Annotated in this window: 17 protein-coding genes; 14 read left to right on the forward strand and 3 right to left on the reverse strand. The window is 52.2% G+C overall.

Going from position 1 to position 18,635, the window contains the following annotated elements:
* Positions 1-6: 6 nt before the first annotated feature.
* On the forward strand, positions 7-105 hold the full coding sequence (locus tag F560_RS26600; RefSeq protein WP_019004748.1) for a putative holin-like toxin: 99 nt from the start codon (positions 7-9) through the stop codon (positions 103-105).
* Positions 106-262: 157 nt separating this feature from the next.
* Positions 263-772 (forward strand): type 1 glutamine amidotransferase domain-containing protein, encoded by a 510-nt coding sequence (locus tag F560_RS0105645; RefSeq protein WP_019004749.1) that lies wholly within the window; start codon positions 263-265, stop codon positions 770-772.
* A gap of 169 nt (positions 773-941) precedes the next feature.
* Here F560_RS0105645 and F560_RS0105650 read toward each other — a convergent pair whose 3' ends face one another.
* Entirely contained in the window at positions 942-1,535 is a 594-nt protein-coding gene (locus tag F560_RS0105650; RefSeq protein WP_019004750.1) for a YdeI/OmpD-associated family protein, read from the reverse strand.
* 368 nt (positions 1,536-1,903) lie between these two features.
* Here F560_RS0105650 and F560_RS0105655 point away from each other — a divergent pair, with 368 nt between their 5' ends.
* A complete protein-coding gene (locus tag F560_RS0105655) occupies positions 1,904-2,323 on the forward strand; it encodes a hypothetical protein (protein WP_019004751.1) in 420 nt (139 codons plus the stop codon).
* 177 nt (positions 2,324-2,500) lie between these two features.
* On the opposite strand, the gene F560_RS0105660 is transcribed toward F560_RS0105655, so the two are convergent.
* Positions 2,501-3,361 carry an AraC family transcriptional regulator gene (locus F560_RS0105660; RefSeq protein WP_019004752.1) on the reverse strand — a complete coding sequence of 287 codons (861 nt, stop codon included), beginning with the start codon at positions 3,359-3,361 and terminating at the stop codon, positions 2,501-2,503.
* A 272-nt stretch (positions 3,362-3,633) separates the two neighbouring features.
* Here F560_RS0105660 and F560_RS0105665 point away from each other — a divergent pair, with 272 nt between their 5' ends.
* From F560_RS0105665 to F560_RS0105680, 4 genes are all read left to right on the forward strand, one after another.
* Positions 3,634-4,911, forward strand: a complete 1,278-nt coding sequence (locus F560_RS0105665) for a right-handed parallel beta-helix repeat-containing protein (RefSeq protein WP_019004753.1) — start codon at positions 3,634-3,636, stop codon at positions 4,909-4,911.
* A 75-nt stretch (positions 4,912-4,986) separates the two neighbouring features.
* Complete coding sequence (locus tag F560_RS0105670; RefSeq protein WP_245554818.1) at positions 4,987-6,357, forward strand: pectate lyase family protein; 1,371 nt, start codon at positions 4,987-4,989, stop codon at positions 6,355-6,357.
* Positions 6,358-6,627: 270 nt separating this feature from the next.
* Positions 6,628-8,373, forward strand: coding sequence for a methyl-accepting chemotaxis protein (locus F560_RS0105675; protein ID WP_026298118.1), 1,746 nt, complete (start codon positions 6,628-6,630; stop codon positions 8,371-8,373).
* A gap of 230 nt (positions 8,374-8,603) precedes the next feature.
* Positions 8,604-9,128, forward strand: coding sequence for an ankyrin repeat domain-containing protein (locus F560_RS0105680; protein ID WP_019004756.1), 525 nt, complete (start codon positions 8,604-8,606; stop codon positions 9,126-9,128).
* On the opposite strand, the gene F560_RS0105685 is transcribed toward F560_RS0105680, so the two are convergent.
* Positions 9,125-10,141 carry a substrate-binding domain-containing protein gene (locus F560_RS0105685; RefSeq protein WP_019004757.1) on the reverse strand — a complete coding sequence of 339 codons (1,017 nt, stop codon included), beginning with the start codon at positions 10,139-10,141 and terminating at the stop codon, positions 9,125-9,127. The two genes, F560_RS0105680 and F560_RS0105685, sit on opposite strands and share 4 nt — an antisense overlap.
* A gap of 284 nt (positions 10,142-10,425) precedes the next feature.
* On the opposite strand from F560_RS0105685, the gene F560_RS0105690 reads away from it, so the two are divergent.
* The 7 genes from F560_RS0105690 to F560_RS0105720 all read left to right on the forward strand — a co-directional run bounded on the left by F560_RS0105690 (position 10,426) and on the right by F560_RS0105720 (position 18,634).
* Positions 10,426-11,391 carry an MTP-1 family protein gene (locus F560_RS0105690; RefSeq protein ID WP_019004758.1) on the forward strand — a complete coding sequence of 322 codons (966 nt, stop codon included), beginning with the start codon at positions 10,426-10,428 and terminating at the stop codon, positions 11,389-11,391.
* Positions 11,388-12,443 (forward strand): BtaManbiosPhlase, encoded by a 1,056-nt coding sequence (locus tag F560_RS0105695; protein ID WP_019004759.1) that lies wholly within the window; start codon positions 11,388-11,390, stop codon positions 12,441-12,443. Before F560_RS0105690 ends, F560_RS0105695 begins: the two co-directional genes overlap by 4 nt.
* 174 nt (positions 12,444-12,617) lie before the next feature.
* Positions 12,618-13,508 (forward strand): carbohydrate ABC transporter permease, encoded by an 891-nt coding sequence (locus F560_RS0105700; protein WP_019004760.1) that lies wholly within the window; start codon positions 12,618-12,620, stop codon positions 13,506-13,508.
* Positions 13,509-13,512: 4 nt separating this feature from the next.
* Complete coding sequence (locus F560_RS0105705; RefSeq protein WP_019004761.1) at positions 13,513-14,367, forward strand: carbohydrate ABC transporter permease; 855 nt, start codon at positions 13,513-13,515, stop codon at positions 14,365-14,367.
* Between the two features lie 67 nt (positions 14,368-14,434).
* Positions 14,435-15,706 (forward strand): ABC transporter substrate-binding protein, encoded by a 1,272-nt coding sequence (locus tag F560_RS22620; protein WP_156828908.1) that lies wholly within the window; start codon positions 14,435-14,437, stop codon positions 15,704-15,706.
* A gap of 107 nt (positions 15,707-15,813) precedes the next feature.
* Positions 15,814-16,131: a hypothetical protein gene (locus F560_RS0105715; protein ID WP_019004763.1), complete on the forward strand. Its 318-nt coding sequence runs from the start codon at positions 15,814-15,816 to the stop codon at positions 16,129-16,131.
* Between the two features lie 7 nt (positions 16,132-16,138).
* The gene (locus tag F560_RS0105720; RefSeq protein ID WP_019004764.1) at positions 16,139-18,634 is read left to right on the forward strand and encodes a sensor histidine kinase; all 2,496 of its coding nucleotides are present in this window, start codon (positions 16,139-16,141) and stop codon (positions 18,632-18,634) included.
* The last annotated feature ends 1 nt before the right edge of the window (position 18,635 follow it).

Below are 18,635 nucleotides of genomic sequence, written 5' to 3' on the forward strand. Positions count from 1 at the left end.
AATCAGGTGAAACCGTATGAATTGATTAAGACGCTATTGCAATTCGGAAGTTTCCTGCTGGCATTATTGACCTTTATCGCTTTGCTGGAGTCAAGTCTGCAGTAAGCAGACCGGCGTAGCCCAAAGCCCGTATATGGAAACAGGAGTGTTTGCAGCACTCTTGTTTTTTGCGGGCAAATCGGCCATCGTTTATCGGAATCCCCAAATGGGTAATGTAGAGGAAGGGCGCCCAATCCACATTTTCGCAAGGAGTGAAAAAGGGATGAAGAAAGTCGCTTTCCTGCTGGCCAACGATTTCGAGGATTCGGAAATGCAAAAACCGTACGAGGCCATCCGGGCGGCGGGCCACGAAACGGTCATCATCGGCTTGAAAAAAGGGGAAAAACTGACGGGGAAGAACAAGCAGGCAACGTATACGACCGACGCTTCCATTGACGAAGCGAAAGCCGATCAGTTTGACGCGGTCGTCATTCCGGGCGGTTCGTCGCCGGAAAATCTGCGTCTCAACAAGCAGATCCAGCAGTTCGTCAAAGACATGGACAGTCAAGGCAAACCGATTGCGGCGATTTGCCACGGACCGCAAATTCTGATCAGCGCGGGTCTTGCCAAAGGCAAGACGCTGACGTGCTATCCTCCTTTGCAGGATGACCTGATCAATGCGGGAGCCAATTACGTCGATCAAGAGGTCGTCGTCGACGGCCATTACATTACGTCGCGAACGCCGGCCGACGAACCGGCTTTTATCCGCGAAACGCTGAACAAGCTGAGCTAAATCGACAGCCGGACTTAACGCCAACCGCCCATATTTTCGAAAGCCTCGGATCGCCGGGGCTTTTATTTTTGGCTATGTTAACCTCAATGTTGATTTTCAGCTTAAAGAAAAACCGCTCTCACGGGTGATCGATTTGTTCAGCTAACGTGTCTCGCTAGCATCGAATCTACTAATCATTTAATCCCTTTCCATTGAGAATTCGCTGAATACATTTTTCAACCCTTGACTCTCGAGTTTTGGATTGTTTGGGTTCGGAAAAATAAAGAATGTATGCTCTTTGCCGTCCAGGCGTCAATGCTTCAAAAGCAGTTTTCAAGGCAGGAATTTCATCGAATTTATTTTGTAATTCTTCAGGAATGATGAATTCTGTATTCTTTTTAAAATTCACCTTCAAACCGGCTTTTTCAACTTCAATGGCTTCATGAATATAGGCTTTCAAGATGGTTTCCATTTCAACTATTTCTCGAACATTGGTGAACCGAATCTGGCGCCCCGCCTGTACATTCTCCGTTTGTTGGATTAGAATACCATGGGCATCATGCAACAAGGCACCTTTGAAAAACAGAAGCGCACAGTATTCTTTAAATCCATGTATTAAAACGATGTTTTTTTTCTCAAACGTGTAACAAGGATGCATCCACTTAAATTCTTCGGTCAGCTCACAGTCAAGAACGATATTTCTCAATTTCTCAAATTCTTCCTTCCACTTTTTGGCTTTACTCAAAAATTCATCAACCTTGGGATTCATTCTACTATTTGTCATCAAGGAACACTCCTCTTCAATTTTTCGATCGGCTGACAGTCAAGAATGATCATTCTCAATTTCTTCAATTCTTTCCTTTTTGGCTTTACTTAGTTCAACAGTAAGCCATTCTTCGAAGTGTTACCTTCGTATCCTTGACAGAAAACAGGCATGAAGAGACTAACATATTCTTTTTATTCGACGTTGTGTTTTCGTACTCCTTGCTATCAAGGTAGGGAAACCATGAGTTTAACTTAGCCTTATTTTTAAACGGAAAATGGACGGTCCTTGTTACGTTGAAATCGGTTCTTGCCATAGGTAAAATGTGGGCTTTTATAGTATCATATAAGGTAGAGTTAGAAGATTTTTAGATGAGGGAGGCACTCTCCATGTACAGGAAAACGGTTAAGGTTTTTTTGCTCATGATGTTTGCCTTCTTGGTGGCGGTACAGCCCTTATCTGCGGCAACAAAGACGGTAAAAGTAAAGGTTACGCTCGTTAGCGTAGAGCTGGTTGAAAATCATCATGTCGGCAACGAGTGGCTGACCAAAGGATATGTGAACGGCAAAGAAATCAAGGAAGGGTCGACTGTAACGTTGAATTTGAAACCCACGGATCGTATAAGGTTAAAGGCCTATGCCGAGGAGCAAGATAAAATACCCGAAAGCGGCACGGCAAATGCGACCCTAAAAGTGTCCTCGATTAAATCGACGATCAATAAATCGTTGAAGGTCACCGTTGTTGAAAATCGGGGCCGATATTCCGGGAATACAGCCGAGTGGAAATTTGTATATAAGATTGCAAAATAACATGGACGCAGACGCGGGGTGGAAACAAGAGGGGCGGGGAGCCCCTCTTTTGTATTTATCTCCACCGTTTCTTTCGCCTGGGAACGATTCGCCCTGATTGTCAGATTCATCCGATTCTCCTTTCGGTTTCCGATCTTTGTCCGCTCCGCTTCCCTGTCATCGGCAATAAGCGTCATCTTATATTTTGCTTCGCTTGCGGTATTGAAGGGGAGACAAGCCGATGATTTTCTTGAACGATTTGTTGAAGTGGGTCAGATTCTCGAATCCGCACGATTCCGCGATGGTTTGAACTTTATGATGGGTCTCCCGCAGCTGCTTTTGGGCTTCCCTGATCCGCAGCAGAAGCAGGTATTCGCGAAAGTAAAAGCCGGTGACGCTTTTGAAGACTCGGCTCAGGTGGGAGGGGCTGATGAAAAATTGTTTCGCGACTTGGTCGAGCGTAGGCTTCTCGTGAAAATGGACGGTTAAGTACGAAGCGATTTCGGATATTTTCCGATGCATCGGATTCGGAGAGCGCGACGGCTCCTCGAGCGCTTGCAATTGGAAACGATAGATACAAATCAAGAGTTTGACGAGCAGCGCCCGGACCACCGCGGCATGGCCGGCCTGCTTTTCCTTGCATTCGGCCATAAGCTCCCAAAGCATATTTTCGATGGACGCCTGTTCTTTCAAAGGGAAACGGATCAGGTGCGAATCGCCTTTGAAGGGAAGCAGCGGCAATTCGCCATCCAGATTGGGCGTGATGAAGTCGTGCGTAAAGTTGATCAGAATCCGTTCGAAGCCGTTCGAATCGGCGTTGGAATTGTCCGTGCGGTGCAGGTCGTGGGGATTGATCACGATCAAATCTCCTTTGTTGACCGTATACACGCTGCCGTTGATGAAATACACCCGTTCGCCTTTCAGCAAATAATAGATTTCGTAGAAGGGATGGAAGTGAGCCCGGTTCATGCTGTAGCTGCCGTTTTTGTGCAGATATTGAATGGTGAAGGATCGTTCGAGAATGTGATACTTGGGACTCGTTACGTCCGATCCCGGCATAATTTCGCCCCCTATTCTATCAGATGAAAATCTAAAAATAACAAATAAAGAAAAAAAAGGCGATAATGAGCAAGGGAGTATACAGTTCCGAAAAGGGCGATGTGTTATAGTACAACCGAGGAGGACAGGAATGCGCTTTCATTGTCGTCCGCCTCCAAAATCATAACCTGGCAGGCTGGAGAAAGGACGGTGATCGCACTCCATAAACCGCTGTTACTCTGTATTATATTTCCATTCTGAAAGGCATTCAATGTCAAAAATGGAGGGATTCCATGATGAAGAAGAGTTTGGCTGGCAAAAGGAGCACGATTGCCCTGGCGTCGCTGGCGCTCGGCTTCTCTTTGTTCGCCGGGTCGCTCCCGGCCGCAAGCGCCGCTCCTTCCGTCCTTTACGTCGCTCCCAACGGTTCGGCCGGCAATAGCGGCACCTTGAGCTCGCCGACGACGCTTGAGGCGGCCATTGCCCAGATCGCCCCGGGCGGCACGATTTATATGCGCGGAGGCACGTATGCGTATTCGTCGGCGGTGTCGATTCCGCGCAATAACAGCGGCGCGTCCGGCGCCTTGAAGCAGATCGTGCCTTACGGCTCGGAGAAGCCGGTCCTGGATTTCTCTTCGGAGCCTTACGATGCCGACGACGTCTCCGCCAATGAAAGAGGGCTGGAAGTGCACGGCAGCTACTGGCTTGTCAAAGGCTTGGAGATCAAAGGGGCTGCCGATAACGGCATCTTCATCTCGGGGAACTACAACCGGATCGAGAACCTCGATGTTCATCACAACCGGGACTCCGGCGTCCAGATCAGCCGCTATTCGTCGTCGGCCACGAAGGCGGAATGGCCCAGCTACAATCAGATCGTAAACGTATACTCGCATGACAACTACGATCCGGACAACGGAGAGGATGCCGACGGCTTCGCCATCAAGCTGACGGTCGGGCCGGGCAACGTCGTGGACGGATGCATTGCGGCTTACAATACGGACGACGGCTGGGATTTGTACACCAAGTCGGACACCGGTCCGATCTATCCCGTTACGATCAAGAACAGCGTGGCTCACCATAACGGCCAAACCTCCGACGGCAGCGGCACTTCCGACAGCGACGGCAACGGCTTCAAGCTCGGCGGGAGCGATATTCCGGTGAATCATATCGTCATCAACAACGTCGCCTACCTCAACAAAAAGCATGGCTTTACCTTTAACAGCAACCCCGGAAGCATTACCCTGACGAACAATACGTCCTATGCCAACGGAGAAAGCAACTTCAAGTTCGACGAAGGCGCGCATGTGTTCGCCAACAACCTTTCCTACCAAGGCAATACCAGCGATAAAACGAGCGGCACCGACGTGTCCGGTTCGAACGTATGGTGGAAAAACAAAAAGAGCACCAATGCCCGAGGGCTTGTCGCCAGCGACGAGGACTTTGTGAGCCTTACGCCGGCGTTGACCCGCAATGCGGACGGCTCCCCGAACCTCGGCAACTTCCTTAAGCTGGCCGCAGGCAGCGATTTGAAGGGCGCCGGAACGGACGGCAAGGATATCGGCCACAACTGACAAGGAGGCGAAATCGAATTGAACGGTAGAAAAAAGAAGACAGCCGCCGCGGCTCTGGCGCCGCTCTTGCTGATCGTGTCCTTGCTTGCGGGATCGATCACGGCAAGCGCGGCAGGCTCGCTATCCGACTATAACTTGACGGGTTTCTCTTCCGGCAATACCGGCGGCGGCATCGTGGCCGAGACGGATACGGCTCATTACAAAAAGGTCTACAACGCCGCCGATTTGGCCGCCGCGCTGAAGAAGGGCTCCGGAGTGAAAGTGATTGAAATCATGAACGACTTGAATCTGGGATGGAACGAAATCCCCGCGGAAGCCCAGAAGTCTCCGTTCTCCGAAGCCAATCCGCCGCTCACGCATCCGGTATTGCTCCATACCGGAGTCAGCAAAATCGCGATCGACAGCTTTAACGGCCTGACGATTTTCTCGGCGAACGGCGCGACAATCAAACATGCGGGATGGGTCGTCAAGCGCAGCTCCAATATCATCATCCGGAATCTGAACTTTGACGAGCTGTGGGAATGGGACGAATCGACCAAAGGAGACTACGACAAGAACGACTGGGACTACATCACCGTGGATGCCGCGAGCAGTAAAATATGGATCGACCACTGCACCTTCCATAAGGCGTATGACGGCCTCGTCGACGTCAAAAAAGGAAGCAGCGGCGTGACGATCTCCTGGTCCTTGTTTACGGGCGACGACCGCAGCGCGAACAGCTTCGTAACACAGCAGATCAATGCGATGGAAGCCAATAAGTCCGCCTATCCGATGTACAACTATCTTCGGACGCTGCTGAGCAAGGAGGATATTATCGCCATTGCGGCGGGCCAGAAGAAAGGGCATCTGGTCGGATCGACCGAATTCGCTTCGGACAATGCCGATTTGGAAATCACGCTGCACCACAATTATTACAAGGATATTCAGGACCGGATGCCGCGTCTGCGGGCCGGCAACGCTCACGCCTACAACATTGTCATGGATTCGGCCGGCGCTCATGCGGCAAGCAAGAAGATTACGCCTGCCATGGCCGACGCCATTTCCAAGAAAGGGTATCATTTCGGCGTGACGAGCAACGGAGCCATCTCGACGGAAGACGGCGCCGTCCTGGTCGAAAAATCGCAAATCATCGATGTCGTCTATCCGATTCGAAACAATCAAACCGATCCGAGCGATGCGAGCTATACGGGCAAGATCCGCGCGCTCGACACGATCTATTCCTTGGACGGCGCTTCCTTTCGGGGCGGCAGCGACACGTCCGGCAGCCCGCTCGCACCCGTGCCTGCTCCGGTCAAGGCGTTCTCCTGGAACGGATTCTCGACCTTGCCGTACAGCTATACGCCGGACGATCCGTCTACCTTGATCGCGAGGCTGACCGCTGCCGACGGCGCCGGCGCCGGCAAGCTGACGTGGTCTAAAGACAATTGGTTGAAAACAAGCTATTAAAATGTTCCTTCGGTTGAACGGAAACGGAGTCCGCGCAGATTAGCGGACTCCGTTCCTTAATGTAAGCGAGTAATTTGACATTATATTGGCATTTTTTTATGATATTTAGCGCTCGCCAAAAGTTTCCTGCATGCAAAAGACGAGGTGATCCCTTAGTTAAACCGCGAAAAGCCGATGATCGATCCATTCGAAATGTGGCGTTTTCTACCAAAGCTCATTCATCATGATTGTCAGCATTGATAGGGTGGAGGGATTGAAATGAAAAAAACCATGACGGCTAGAGAAAAAAAGAATCCGGCGCAAAGCGGAAAATATCGAAAAGTTTTAAAGAATGTGAAGATGACTTCCCTGCTCGTACTTATGCTGGTCCTTACGGTGGTCTCCTTCGGATATATCGCCATCTCGGCTTTAAACAACATGACCGCTTTCCGCAGCGACATGAAAGATCTTTACAAGAATAACATGCTGCAGTCTCTGGAACTTAAACACCTGGAAACCGAATTCTATATCGTAAGACTCCAAATGTCGAACCTGCTTCTTTCTGAACAATATAATGAAGATGCGGCAAAAACGGTCGAAACCCACACATCCGCCATCGTTAGCGTCTTAGATACATACCGGAAATATCATATGAGCGCAAACGAGAGGGCTCTATTCGATGAAGTCGACAAAAATTACCGGCTATATCTGGAACAAGCCGATCGATATATAGACAAGCTAAAATCCAAGGTTGCAATCGACCAAGAGGAAAGACAAAAGCTGCCCGGTTACGCTAACGCGGCTCAAGAAAATATCGATAAACTTGTGGCCTTGCAGGCGGAGACGGCCAAAAAAGTGATCGATCAGACGGAAGGCACGTATCGGAAGGCGAAAAGCCGATTTATCGGTTTTGCCTTGGGAGCCGGCATTTTATATATCCTGCTCATGATCGTGCTAACGAGGCTGATGAGAAGATCGATGGCGCAGATCAATCATGTTCTTTCCCGGCTTTCCGAATATGATTTTACAGTCGGCCTGGAGACGGAAGGGAAAAACGAGTTTGTTCAGATGAACAAGTCGTTGGCCGCGGTTATCGGCAATATGAAAAAGGCGCTCGCAGAGGTAAAAGGAAATTCCCATGAGATCACGGCTCAATCGCAGGGCTTGGCGGCCGTCTCGGAGGAAATGTCCGCATCCTATCAGGAACTTGCTACGACCATGCAGCACGTTGCGGAAGGAGCGACAAGCCAGGCTGAGGATCTCTCGCACATTGCGGATGCTTTGTCGCAGCTGACGAGCAGCATCGAACATGTGTACCATGAGCTTCAAAGCGTCAAGGATGAAACGGAAGAGGCCGAGCATAAAGCGCATATCGGAAAAGAAGAGATGGATCGTCTCGTGAAATCCATCGATGAGATCAAGCAGGCCTTTGAGATTGTCGTCGGAAAAGTGGAAATGCTGACCCATTCCGTGAAAGAAATCAGCGGCATCACCGATATCATCTCCGACATAGCGAATCAGACGAATTTGTTGGCGTTGAACGCGGCGATCGAGGCGGCCAGAGCGGGAGAAACGGGCAGAGGCTTTGCGGTTGTAGCGGACGAGGTACGCAAACTTGCGGAACAATCAAGGCGCAATGCCGATCAAATTCTGACCGTAGTCGAATCGATCCATAAGGATACGGACGAAGTCATCCGCACATCGAAGACCGTGGAAGCGTCCGTGATGGAACAGACGAAGTCCGTCGAGAATACGGTAAGATCCTTTGGCGATATCTTGGCGTCTATCGAAAACATCGCTCCTCTGATGAAGAAGACATACAGCGCCATGGATGAAATCGTGAAATCCAAGGATATTGTCATGGAGCGTGTCGAGCAGGTAAGCGCGGTTACGCAGGAGAACTCGGCGACTACGGAAGAAGTGGCCGCGTCCACCGAGCAGCTCACCGCCTCTTCGCAGGAAGTGGCGTCCACAGCGCAAAGTCTGAGCGAAATCGCGGCAGGCATGATGGATACGGTCAACCGGTTTAAATTGTAATCCCCTTTTCCACCCCTTTGCCCTGAGAGTCATTCGGGCAGAGGGGTCATTTTGGTATTGCTCCATCCATTTGTGCGATTCTTCAAACTTTAATTGTTATTACAGGAAGGAATTTCAACAGATTCGCCGAATGAAAATGGAAATAGAGGGGAGAAAATGGCAAGACGATTAAACCTTTGGTCATTCTTGCTGTGCTGCTAAGCTGACTTCGAACCAAGGAGGAGAAAGGAATGGAATCAGCCCGAATCATAGACGATATGTTTCAAGCGGCTCAATCCGGCGATGCTTCACGGCTCAAAGCGATTTTGCAATCGCATCCGCATCTGGCAAATGCGGAAAACGGCGATGGGCTTACCCCTTTGGGATATGCGGCGCATTTTGGAAACCGGGATGCCGTGCAGGTCTTGCTGGAGCATGGCGCAGAGATCAATGCGGTATCTCACTCCAACCTTTCGTATATTCCTTCCAATACGGCATTGCATGCCGCCATTGCGGGGGAGAGGAATATGGAGGTCATCCGGCTGCTGCTGGCGCACCAAGCGAAGACCACGATTTTCGACAGCAATGGCCATACTTGTCTCCATACGGCCGCATTTCACGACGACAATGTCGAGCTGATCCGCTTGTTGATCGAGCATGGAGCCGATGTCCATGCGAAGGCCGAAGGCGGAGAAACGGCATTGGCTCTGGCAATCAAGCAAGGAAACCATAATGTCGCGGAGCTTCTTCGCCAACATGGAGCGCGGCCGGATTAGCGGGACGGGCTCTTCGTCGACTCCCGTTCGATCAATGTGGTAGGGAGAAGAATCTCGACATAGGGCTCCGAACGGTGTTCCATTCTCCACAGCAGCTGTTCGATGGCTTTCTGGCCGAATTTGGCCAAATCCACGGCAATCGTGGTCGTGGTCGGCGTATTGATGCGGGACAGTTGCCCATTGTCGAAGCTGCACACGGAAACGTCCTCGGGGATTTTATATCCCATTTGCTGCAAAGACGAAATGATCAGAAATCCGAGCCCGTCATTGACGCAGAACCAGGCGGTCGGCTGCGAAGCCATGCGCGAAAGCTTGCCGCTTACGTCGGCCGCTTCCTCGATCGCATCCTTCACGATCCACTCCGGATTCACGTCCAGCCCGGCCTCGCTCATCGCCCAAAGGTACCCCTCCAGCCGTTCGTAGTAGCTTGGCGAAAAGGAGATGTTGCCCCAAAAGCCGATCTCGCGATGACCCAGCCCGATCAAGTAAGATACCGCATCGTAACCGCCGAAACGGTTGTTCGTCAGAATGCAGTCGGCATGAATGCGCGGATGGTGGTGATCGATGAGGACAGCCGGAATGCCGGTGGCCAAAACGGTATTGATATAATCCGTGCTAATGTGGGAGAGGATGAGCACGCCGTCGACGGTCTGGTTCTGAAGAAAAGACGGCAGCATGAGCTTGTCCCTAGCTTCCGGATTGATAGACTGAATTTGCAGGGCCATTCCGCGCTTGGTGCATTCCTGCTCGATGGACAAATAAATATCGCCGAAAAAGCTTCGCTGCGAGAAGGCGAAGTCCGAGGCGATCAATCCGATATTGCCGCTTCGATTCGATTGCTTCTTCTTCCGGGATTCGGAGTAGACATACCCGAGGCGTTTCGCCGTTTCGATGACAAGCCGCCTTGTTTCCTCGCTCACCCCGTCTTTCCCCGCCAAAGCCTGCGACACGGAGTTCTTTGATATGTTCAAAGCGTCCGCGATCGTCTGCATCGTAACTTTCCGCTGCTTCATGCCTTTCCGTTCCTTTCCGGTTGGACTGTCGGTTCCGATGGAAAAAAATTACCAGTCACGTTACAAATTATAGCGTATCGAGCGCGAAAAAGAAACTGTTTTCCAAGGCGAATTGAATTTTTTCCAAGTGCATTGACAATTGAAACGCTGTCATTAATAATGGACGTAAAATCCTGAAACAAAGCAATGTAATCTACATTGTAACGTTACAAAAAAAGGTTTGTAAATCTATTTTGTAATTATTTGTTTTGGGCAGACGATGAGCCGCAGAAGGAGAAACTGGAATGGCAAAACTGAATAAGAATGAAGTGAAGACGTGCAAAAGACTGCTGGCCGAATATTTGGACAAGAACGAGGTTGTTACCGATCCGGCGAAGCTGGAGTTTGCGGGAGTGGGGGACCGCGACGTCTACAACATTACCGCTCCGTTCGAAGACGAGGGCGAGCTTGTGATCGCCGGGCGCGTCGAATCCAGGGACAGCGAGCATTCGCACATCATGTTCTTCGTGGAGCGGGACGGCAAGTGGGTGCCGCGGGAAGGATGGCCGGTGCTGACGCTCCAGGACCCGTTCTATACCCGGGTAGCAGGCGAAATCGTGGTCGGCGGCGTGGAGGTGTATCCGCATCCTTCCAAATCCGGCGCGCTTGCCTGGAGAACGGTCATGTACAAAGGGGAGAAGCTTCGCGATCTTTCCCGGTTCTTCACCGGACCGGACGGAATGAAGGATCTTCGCATCATCGAGCTTCCCGACGGCAGCATCGCCATGTTCACGAGGCCGCAGGGAGAGAAGGGCGGACGGGGCAAGATCGGTTTTGCCCGGTTGGCGTCGCTCGCGGATTTGACGATCGAAGCGGTCGAAGCGGCTCCGCTTCTGGAAGGCCAGTTTATCGACGCCGAGTGGGGCGGCGCGAACGAGCCGCATTTGCTCGAAGGCGGACTGGTCGGCGTTCTCGGCCACATCGCTTGCTTCGACGAAGCCGGCGACCGCCATTATTATCCGATGGTGTTTGCGATCGATCCGTATACGGGGGAATTTTCGGATATCGAGCTGATCGCCGTCCGGAACAGGTTCCTGCCCGGCGAAGCCAAGCGGGACGATCTGATCGACGTTGTCTTCAGCGGAGGACTTGTGCGGCGCAAGGACGGAACGGCCGAGCTGTACGCCGGAATCAGCGATGCGGAAGCCCATCGCATTACGATACCGGATCCGTTCCTTAAATATGAGAAAAGCAAGGTGTTGCAAAGGTGAACGTTTATCGCTACGAGGAAAATCCGCTCATTACGCCTTCGGACGTGAAGCCGTATCATGAAGGCTTCAAGGTCATCGGGGCGTTCAACGCGGGCGTTGCCGAGTACAACGGGGAGACGCTTCTTCTTCTAAGAGTTGCCGAGCAGCCGGTCAGCGGCGACCCCGACATCGTGCTGGCTCCGGTGTTCAAGCCGGAGACGGGCTCGCTGGAGCTGGTGGAGCTGAACCGAAACGACGAGCGCTACGATTTCTCGGATCCCCGCGTCGTCCGGGATCGGACGCAGGGCGCAAGCTTTGCCTATTTGACGTCGATCTCCTATATTCGCATTGCCAGAAGCCGGGACGGACGCCGTTTTACCATCGACGACAAGCCGTTCATTTATCCTTCCAACGCGCAGGAGACGTTCGGCATCGAGGACCCGCGCGTCACGCGGATCGGCGACGTCTATTACATCTACTTCTCGGCCGTTTCGCCCGTCGGAATCGGCGAATCGATGATTTCCACCCGCGATTTCGTCACGTACGAGCACCATGGCATGATCTTCTGCCCGGACAACAAGGACGTGCTGATCTTCCCGGAGCGCATCGGCGGGAAATATTATGCCCTTCACCGTCCGACGACGAGGAGCGTCGGCAATCCGGAAATCTGGATCGCCGAAAGCGACAATCTGCTGCAATGGGGAAACCACCGGCACCTGCTCGGACTGCGCGAGGGAATGTGGGACAGCGGCCGAATCGGCGGAGGCGCGGTTCCGATCCGGACGGACAAAGGCTGGCTCGAGCTGTATCACGGCGCCACCAAGGAGCACCGGTACTGCATGGGAGCCGTGCTGCTCGACTTGAACGATCCTTCCAAGGTGATCGCCCGTTCGGCCAGCCCGCTGCTCGAGCCGGATGCGCCCTATGAGAAGAAGGGCTTTTTCGGGGATGTCGTCTTCTCCTGCGGCGCTCTCGTCAAGGGCGACACGGTCAGGATGTATTACGGCGTCGCGGATACGTCGATGGCCTGTGCGGAGCTGAGCTTGAAAGAAATATTGGATTCCTTGATTTAGAATTACAAAACAACATTACAATAAAGTTTTTTATCCAAAAATAACCTTAAAATAAAGTTGACAAAATATAAAAGTAACTTAAAATGATTGGTATAAAGCGGTTACAAACAAGTTTTGGATCGCTGTGCGATGCTCCAGGCGCTTCAAGGAATACATAGACGAGGGGGTGAGAACGTGCGGTTCAAAAAATATGAGGGTTATCTGTTTATTTCCCCTTGGATTATCGGCTTTTTCGTGTTTACGATCGCACCGCTCGTGTTTGCCTTCTACGTCGGCCTGACCGAATGGGATACGTTCAACAAGCCGAAATTCGTCGGCTTGGACAATTACGCGGCTCTCTTTAAGGACGAGGACTTCATCAAAGCCCTGTGGGTCACCGTCAAATTTGCCGCCATCTCGGTGCCGCTTGGAATCGCAACCTCGATGCTGATCGCGATCCTGGTCAACACCAAAGTGAAGGGCGTTTACTTTTTTCGAACTGCGCTGTATTTGCCTGCCGTCGTATCCGGCGTCTCCATCTCGCTGCTGTGGAAATGGATTCTCGACAAAGATTTCGGCCTGATCAACCTGCTGCTGTCCAAACTCGGCATTCCGCCGATCGGATGGCTGACCGATCCGGCCTTTGTCATGCCCTCCTACTTGATGATCGTCATTTGGGGAGCGGGCGGCGGAATGCTGACCTATCTGGCCGGCCTGCAGGACATTCCGAAACACCTGTACGAAGCGGCGGAAATCGACGGCGCGAACGGGTTCCGGAAATTCAGGCACATTACGCTCCCGATGCTGTCGCCGGTCATTTTCTACAATCTGATCATGGGGATCGTCGGCGCGATGCGCAAGTTTGGCGACGCCTACATCATCGGAGGAGCCGGGAACGAAGGCCGGTTTTACATGATTTATTTGTACGAAAACGCGTTCAAGTATTTCAAAATGGGCTATGCAACCGCCATGGCATGGATTCTGTTCGTCATCATTCTCATCCTAACGCTGTTGGCCTTTAAGTCGTCGTCCGCCTGGGTTTATTACGAAAGCGAAGTCAAACCGCGGGCGCGGAAAGGAAGGTGATCCGATGACCTCCTATGCGATGGGAAAAAAACAGAGAAGAATCGCGCGCACCGCGATGCTGTACGTCTTGCTGGGGCTCTTCTCCCTTAGCACCTTGTTTCCGCTGCTGTGGATGATTTCCACCTCGCTGAAGTCCGGGGATCTGATCTTCGAAATTCCTCCCCGTTTTTGGCCGGACGGCTTCCATTGGGAGAACTATTCGCGGGCCGTTACCGAGATCAACTTTTTTGTCCTGTTCAAGAATACGGCGGTCATTACGTTCTTTCACCTGCTATCCGACGTGTTCGTGTCCGCCTTCGTGGCGTACGGCTTCGCACGATTCCACTTTCCGGGGAAAAACATCTGGTTTCTTCTGGTGCTCTCCACCATTATGCTGCCGGGAGAAGTGACGATGATTCCCGTGTTTATCGGGTTCAGCGAGATCGGATGGGTGAATTCCATCCTGCCGCTGGTCGTGCCCGGCTTTTTCGGAGGCGCGCCCGTGTTTATTTTCCTGCTTCGGCAGTTTTTCCTCTCGATTCCGAAGGAGCTGGAAGAGTCCGCGACGATCGACGGAGCGAACAGCTTCACGATTTTCTGGCGGATTTTCCTGCCGCTGTCCGTTCCCGCGTTGATTACGATCGCGATCTTCTCCTTCCAGGGAAGCTGGAACGATCTGCTCGGACCGCTCATCTATTTGAACGATGAAGACAAATTCACGCTGACGCTGGGCTTGTCGATGTTCAAAGGCATCATGAAGGTCGAGTGGGGGCCGCTGATGGCGGGGTCGATTTTGGCGCTGCTGCCGGTTCTGATCGTCTTCTTTCTGGCGCAGAGACATTTCGTCGAAGGCGTCAAGCTGAGCGGAATCAAAGGATAAGGAATGAGACTGATTTCAGCTTCATGGCTGGAATCCATTTCAAAATAACAAAAAGGGGAACTCTGACGTGAAAACAAAAAGAAGTGGAAAAGCTGGATTGCTTCTCTCTTTGGTGCTGGCGTTCATGGTCGTGCTGTCCGCTTGCGGAGGCGGCGGGAACAACGGAAACGGGGCGTCCGGCAGCCCGGATAAGCCCGCGGAATCCTCGCAGCCGGCCGGGAAAGTGAAGCTGAAAGTCGCGACCTGGGCGGGCGCGGACGAACTGAGGGAATTCGAGGCGCTGGTCGCGAAGCTGAATGAGAAAGCGACCGACTATGAGCTCCAAGTGCAAAGCATCCCGGCGGACTATTATCAGAAGCTGCAAACGATGATCGCGGGCAAACAAGCTCCCGACTTCATGTGGCTGTCTCAGGAATACGTCCCGCAATATGCCAGCCTGGGCGCGCTCGCTCCGCTTGACGAGTATCTGTCCGGCATCAGCAGCTTCCATGCGGACGACTACTTCCCTGGCGCGCTTGACGTAGGCAAGTTCAACAACCAAACGTATGCGCTTCCCTGGATTTCCCAGCCTTACATGCTGTACTACAACCAAGACATGTTTGAAAAGGCGGGCGTGGAGCTTCCGACCAACGATTGGACTTGGGACGACTTCATTGCCGCGGGCCAGAAGCTGACGAAAGACGGAGAATGGGGCGCCCTGATCAACAACATTCCGACCGCGATGTACACTTGGTCGTACGGCGGAGACGTGTTCGACAAGGACGGCAACATCGTGCTGAATTCTCCCGAATCGATCCAGGGTCTGGAAATGTACCAGAAGATCGTCAAGTCCGGCATCGCGCCCGATCGCGCGCAAGCCGACTCCATGGGCAACGGCGACATGTTCAAAACCGGTAAAGTCGCCATGTTCATCGGCGGCGCAGGCGACGATTTCGAGAAAACGGTGAAGTTCAAAGTCGGCATGGTCGTTCCTCCGAAAGGCACGAAGCAAGTCACGTTCAGCTGGATCGGCGTTACCGCCATGTCCAGTACGACCAAAAACCCTGCCGTCGCGGCAAAAGCGCTTGTGGACATGACGAACGCAATCCATCAGTGGAAAGTCGTAGCGCCTACGAAATCCGGTTTCGACCTGATCAAGACGAGCCGACCGGAAAAAGAATATGCCGTCGAAACGATCCGCAAAGCGTCCGAAGTGGCTCGCGGCTTCAACAACCAGCCGAAGCAAGCCGAAATCGACGGCACCATCTGGGAGCATTTGACCCAGCCGATCGAAAATGGCGTAGACGTTAAGAAAGCGGTCGACAACACCATCAAAAAGTTCCAGGAAATTATCAAATAAACGAATAAGCCGAATGGTTTACCGTAAAAGCACCTGCCGCCATCGGAGGCTCTGCCGCCGGCAACGGCGGGTGCTTTTCATTTATCGGACCGGAGGAGAGAAGCATCGTGCCGAACCGGTTCGTATTCGACTTTACGAAGCAGGGAGAATACTTGCCGGTAGGCTGGTGGGACCGCACCCGCCATAACCTGGACGAGGATACGTTCGGTCTCATGTCTTATGTCGGCAAGTTCTCGCAAGGACCCGACGGCTCGCAGGAAACGATCAACCTGATGGCGGCCGTGCTGGGCGCAACGCTGCTGCGGGCAGGCCGCATCTTTGCGGTCGCCCGCAATTTTTTTGCGCGATTCTCCCCTTTGCATTCATTTATAATGGTCTTAGCGATTTTTGAACGTTCCCATTATTCTCATAGAAGGAGATCATGACGAACCGATGAACAATGGCGACCTGATCCGAAGCGCCGGGCAATTCCTTCAACACATGCCGGACCCCATCTATATTCTCGATCTCGATCGTCGCATCGTGTGGGTTAACGATGCATTTCAACGTCTTTTTGGCTATACCGCCGACGAACTGAATCAGGAGCCAACCAGGTTCACGTTACCCGGCGGAGAGGATACAGCGGTCTGCCTCTACCGCAAGGACGGCACACCGGTTTACGCGCGTTGTTGCCCCGTCCCTATTCCGAACGAAGACAAGGAAACGGCGGCTTATTCGGTCGTTTTGAAAGAATGCGCGGCGCAATATACAGAGGGTCCCCCGATTAGCAAGAGTGAAGAAAGATACAAAATTGCCGCGGAGAACACCTCGGATACGATTGTGCTGGTCGACAACGAGGCCATTGTTCGCTATGTCTCCCCATCCATCAAAACGATTTCGGGATACAACGTCGAAGACTATGAAGGCATGGATGCCTTCGACGTTATCCATCCGGACGATGCCGACCGCGTACGCTTCTTGCATGCGGAGGTCGTTCGGTCCAAGCTGCCGGTGGATTTGGAGTACCGGATCGTTCACGCTCGAGGCGATACCGTCCACATCGAGGCTCGGGTCATGCCCGTTCTGTACGGCAACGGGGCGGTGCAGTATGTAGTGGCGGTCGCAAGGGATGTCACCGAACGGAAGAAGACCGAGAAGCTGCTGCAAAATATTTTGGATAATGTGAACGCTGCCGTGTGGTCTTCGGACAAGGACTTTGCCCGTTTGACGCTCTGTTCGGAAAGCATCGAAAAAATGTTCGGCGTGCCTAAGCCTGTTGCAGAGGCCAATCCCTACCGCTTGCTGGATCGCGTTCGTCCGGACGACCGGGCCGCTCTGGCGGAGGAGATTGAACATAAGCTGAGGCGGGGGCTGCCGGCGGTCAAGTCGTTTCGGCTGATCGACGATCGCGAGGAAAGCAGATGGGTCCGGCTGATCGCCCAGCCCATTATGGACAATAAGGGCGCTATCGAGCGGATAGACGGCATTTTCTTGGATATAACCGAGAAGAAGCGTTCGGAGTTGGCCTTGGAGGAGAGCGAGCAAAGGTACAAGTCTCTGTTCGAGAACAATCTGGACGGCGTTTTTTCCATCGATCTGAACTTATATTTTGTCAATGCCAACCGGGCTTTCGAGACGATCACCGGCATTGAATTAAGCAAGCTGACCGATCGCTGCTTTATGGGATTGGTGTTTGACGAGGATCATGCGCCGGTTTATGAAGTTCTTTTCCAGGTGATGCAGCACCAGGAGCCCAGGGATATTGAATGCCGCATTCAAAAGGGAAAGCTTGGCGAGAAAATCGTCAACATCACCTTCGTTCCGATTCTTCTTTCCGGGAAGCTGATCGGCGTTCACGGTATCGTGAAAGATATTACCGACCGCAAAAGAGAAGAAAGGGAACTCATCCAAAGGGAAGAGAGGTACAAATTTCTCCAGCAAAGCTTAAACCGCTTCTCGAACGACCTTACGAACGTCATGAAGGTATCGGATTTGGAGCAGCGTTTGATTCGCGAGGTTAAGGAAGTCCTTCAAGTAACAAACGCATCCATCGAGGAAGTGCCGAGGGGACAGGAGCCTGCCGTGACGAGCCCCCAAGTAACGCGGGTCAAGATCGGCGAAAAGCAGCATCCGGTCTATTTGCGGATCAACATGGATCGCGCCATGCTGAAGATCGAGGAAGAATGGCTGGAAACGGCGGTTCATTACGTCACCATCCTCTATGACAATCTTCAATTGATTGAGGATCTCATGAAGCGGCTGGAGGACATGGTGAACCAAAATGAAACGCCGAAATGGATGCTCAGGCTGCTGTTCCAATTATCGGAGAAAGAAAGGTTCTCGCTTTCCAGCGACTTGCACGATTCCGTGCTGCAGGATCTGATCATCTGGTACCGCAAGCTGGAGTCGCTCAGATCGTCGAAGCCTTTTTCCGAGGAAATCCGCAAGGAATTGATCCGGATCGAAGAGGGGCTTCTGGATGCGATTCACCAGATTCGGATTACCTGCAACGAACTGCGCCCTCCTTTTCTTCTGAATATGGGGCTGGTCGAGTCGTTAAAGAGTCTTTTTACGTATACGAGAATGTTTGCCAACTATGAGATCGAATTTGCCGCGGAACCCTTCGACTGTCTCCTGAATGAGGAGGAAATTCTCGGGGTGTACCGCATCGTTCAGGAGCTGCTCAACAATGCGTCGAAACACTCGGCGGCGGCCAAAGTGCGCATGGCTTTGACAAGCGATAACCGCGGCGTCTATTTTTCCTATTCGGACGACGGGGTAGGGATCGATTTGGCATCCTTTGAAAGCTCGTTCCAGCATATGGGCATTACGGGCATTGAAAAGAGAGTGCTCAGTTTGGGCGGGGAAGTCCAGTTTAACTCGTCTCCGGGCCAAGGGTTTCACGTAAACCTCTCCATTCCTAAAAATATGGAACGCAAAGGGGATTGAC

It is taken from the genome of Cohnella laeviribosi DSM 21336 (assembly GCF_000378425.1).
Taxonomy (GTDB): Bacteria; Bacillota; Bacilli; order Paenibacillales; family Paenibacillaceae; genus Cohnella; species Cohnella laeviribosi.

What these genes read in the sequence shown, in the direction of transcription:
- F560_RS0105645 (WP_019004749.1), top strand. Translation starts at nt 263, where the DNA reads ATGAAGAAAGTCGCTTTCCTGCTGGCCAACGATTTCGAGGATTCGGAA.
- F560_RS0105650 (WP_019004750.1), bottom strand. Translation starts at nt 1,535, where the DNA reads ATGACAAATAGTAGAATGAATCCCAAGGTTGATGAATTTTTGAGTAAA.
- F560_RS0105655 (WP_019004751.1), top strand. Translation starts at nt 1,904, where the DNA reads ATGTACAGGAAAACGGTTAAGGTTTTTTTGCTCATGATGTTTGCCTTC.
- F560_RS0105660 (WP_019004752.1), bottom strand. Translation starts at nt 3,361, where the DNA reads ATGCCGGGATCGGACGTAACGAGTCCCAAGTATCACATTCTCGAACGA.
- F560_RS0105665 (WP_019004753.1), top strand. Translation starts at nt 3,634, where the DNA reads ATGATGAAGAAGAGTTTGGCTGGCAAAAGGAGCACGATTGCCCTGGCG.
- F560_RS0105675 (WP_026298118.1), top strand. Translation starts at nt 6,628, where the DNA reads ATGACGGCTAGAGAAAAAAAGAATCCGGCGCAAAGCGGAAAATATCGA.
- F560_RS0105680 (WP_019004756.1), top strand. Translation starts at nt 8,604, where the DNA reads ATGGAATCAGCCCGAATCATAGACGATATGTTTCAAGCGGCTCAATCC.
- F560_RS0105685 (WP_019004757.1), bottom strand. Translation starts at nt 10,141, where the DNA reads ATGAAGCAGCGGAAAGTTACGATGCAGACGATCGCGGACGCTTTGAAC.
- F560_RS0105690 (WP_019004758.1), top strand. Translation starts at nt 10,426, where the DNA reads ATGGCAAAACTGAATAAGAATGAAGTGAAGACGTGCAAAAGACTGCTG.
- F560_RS0105705 (WP_019004761.1), top strand. Translation starts at nt 13,513, where the DNA reads ATGACCTCCTATGCGATGGGAAAAAAACAGAGAAGAATCGCGCGCACC.
- F560_RS0105720 (WP_019004764.1), top strand. Translation starts at nt 16,139, where the DNA reads ATGAACAATGGCGACCTGATCCGAAGCGCCGGGCAATTCCTTCAACAC.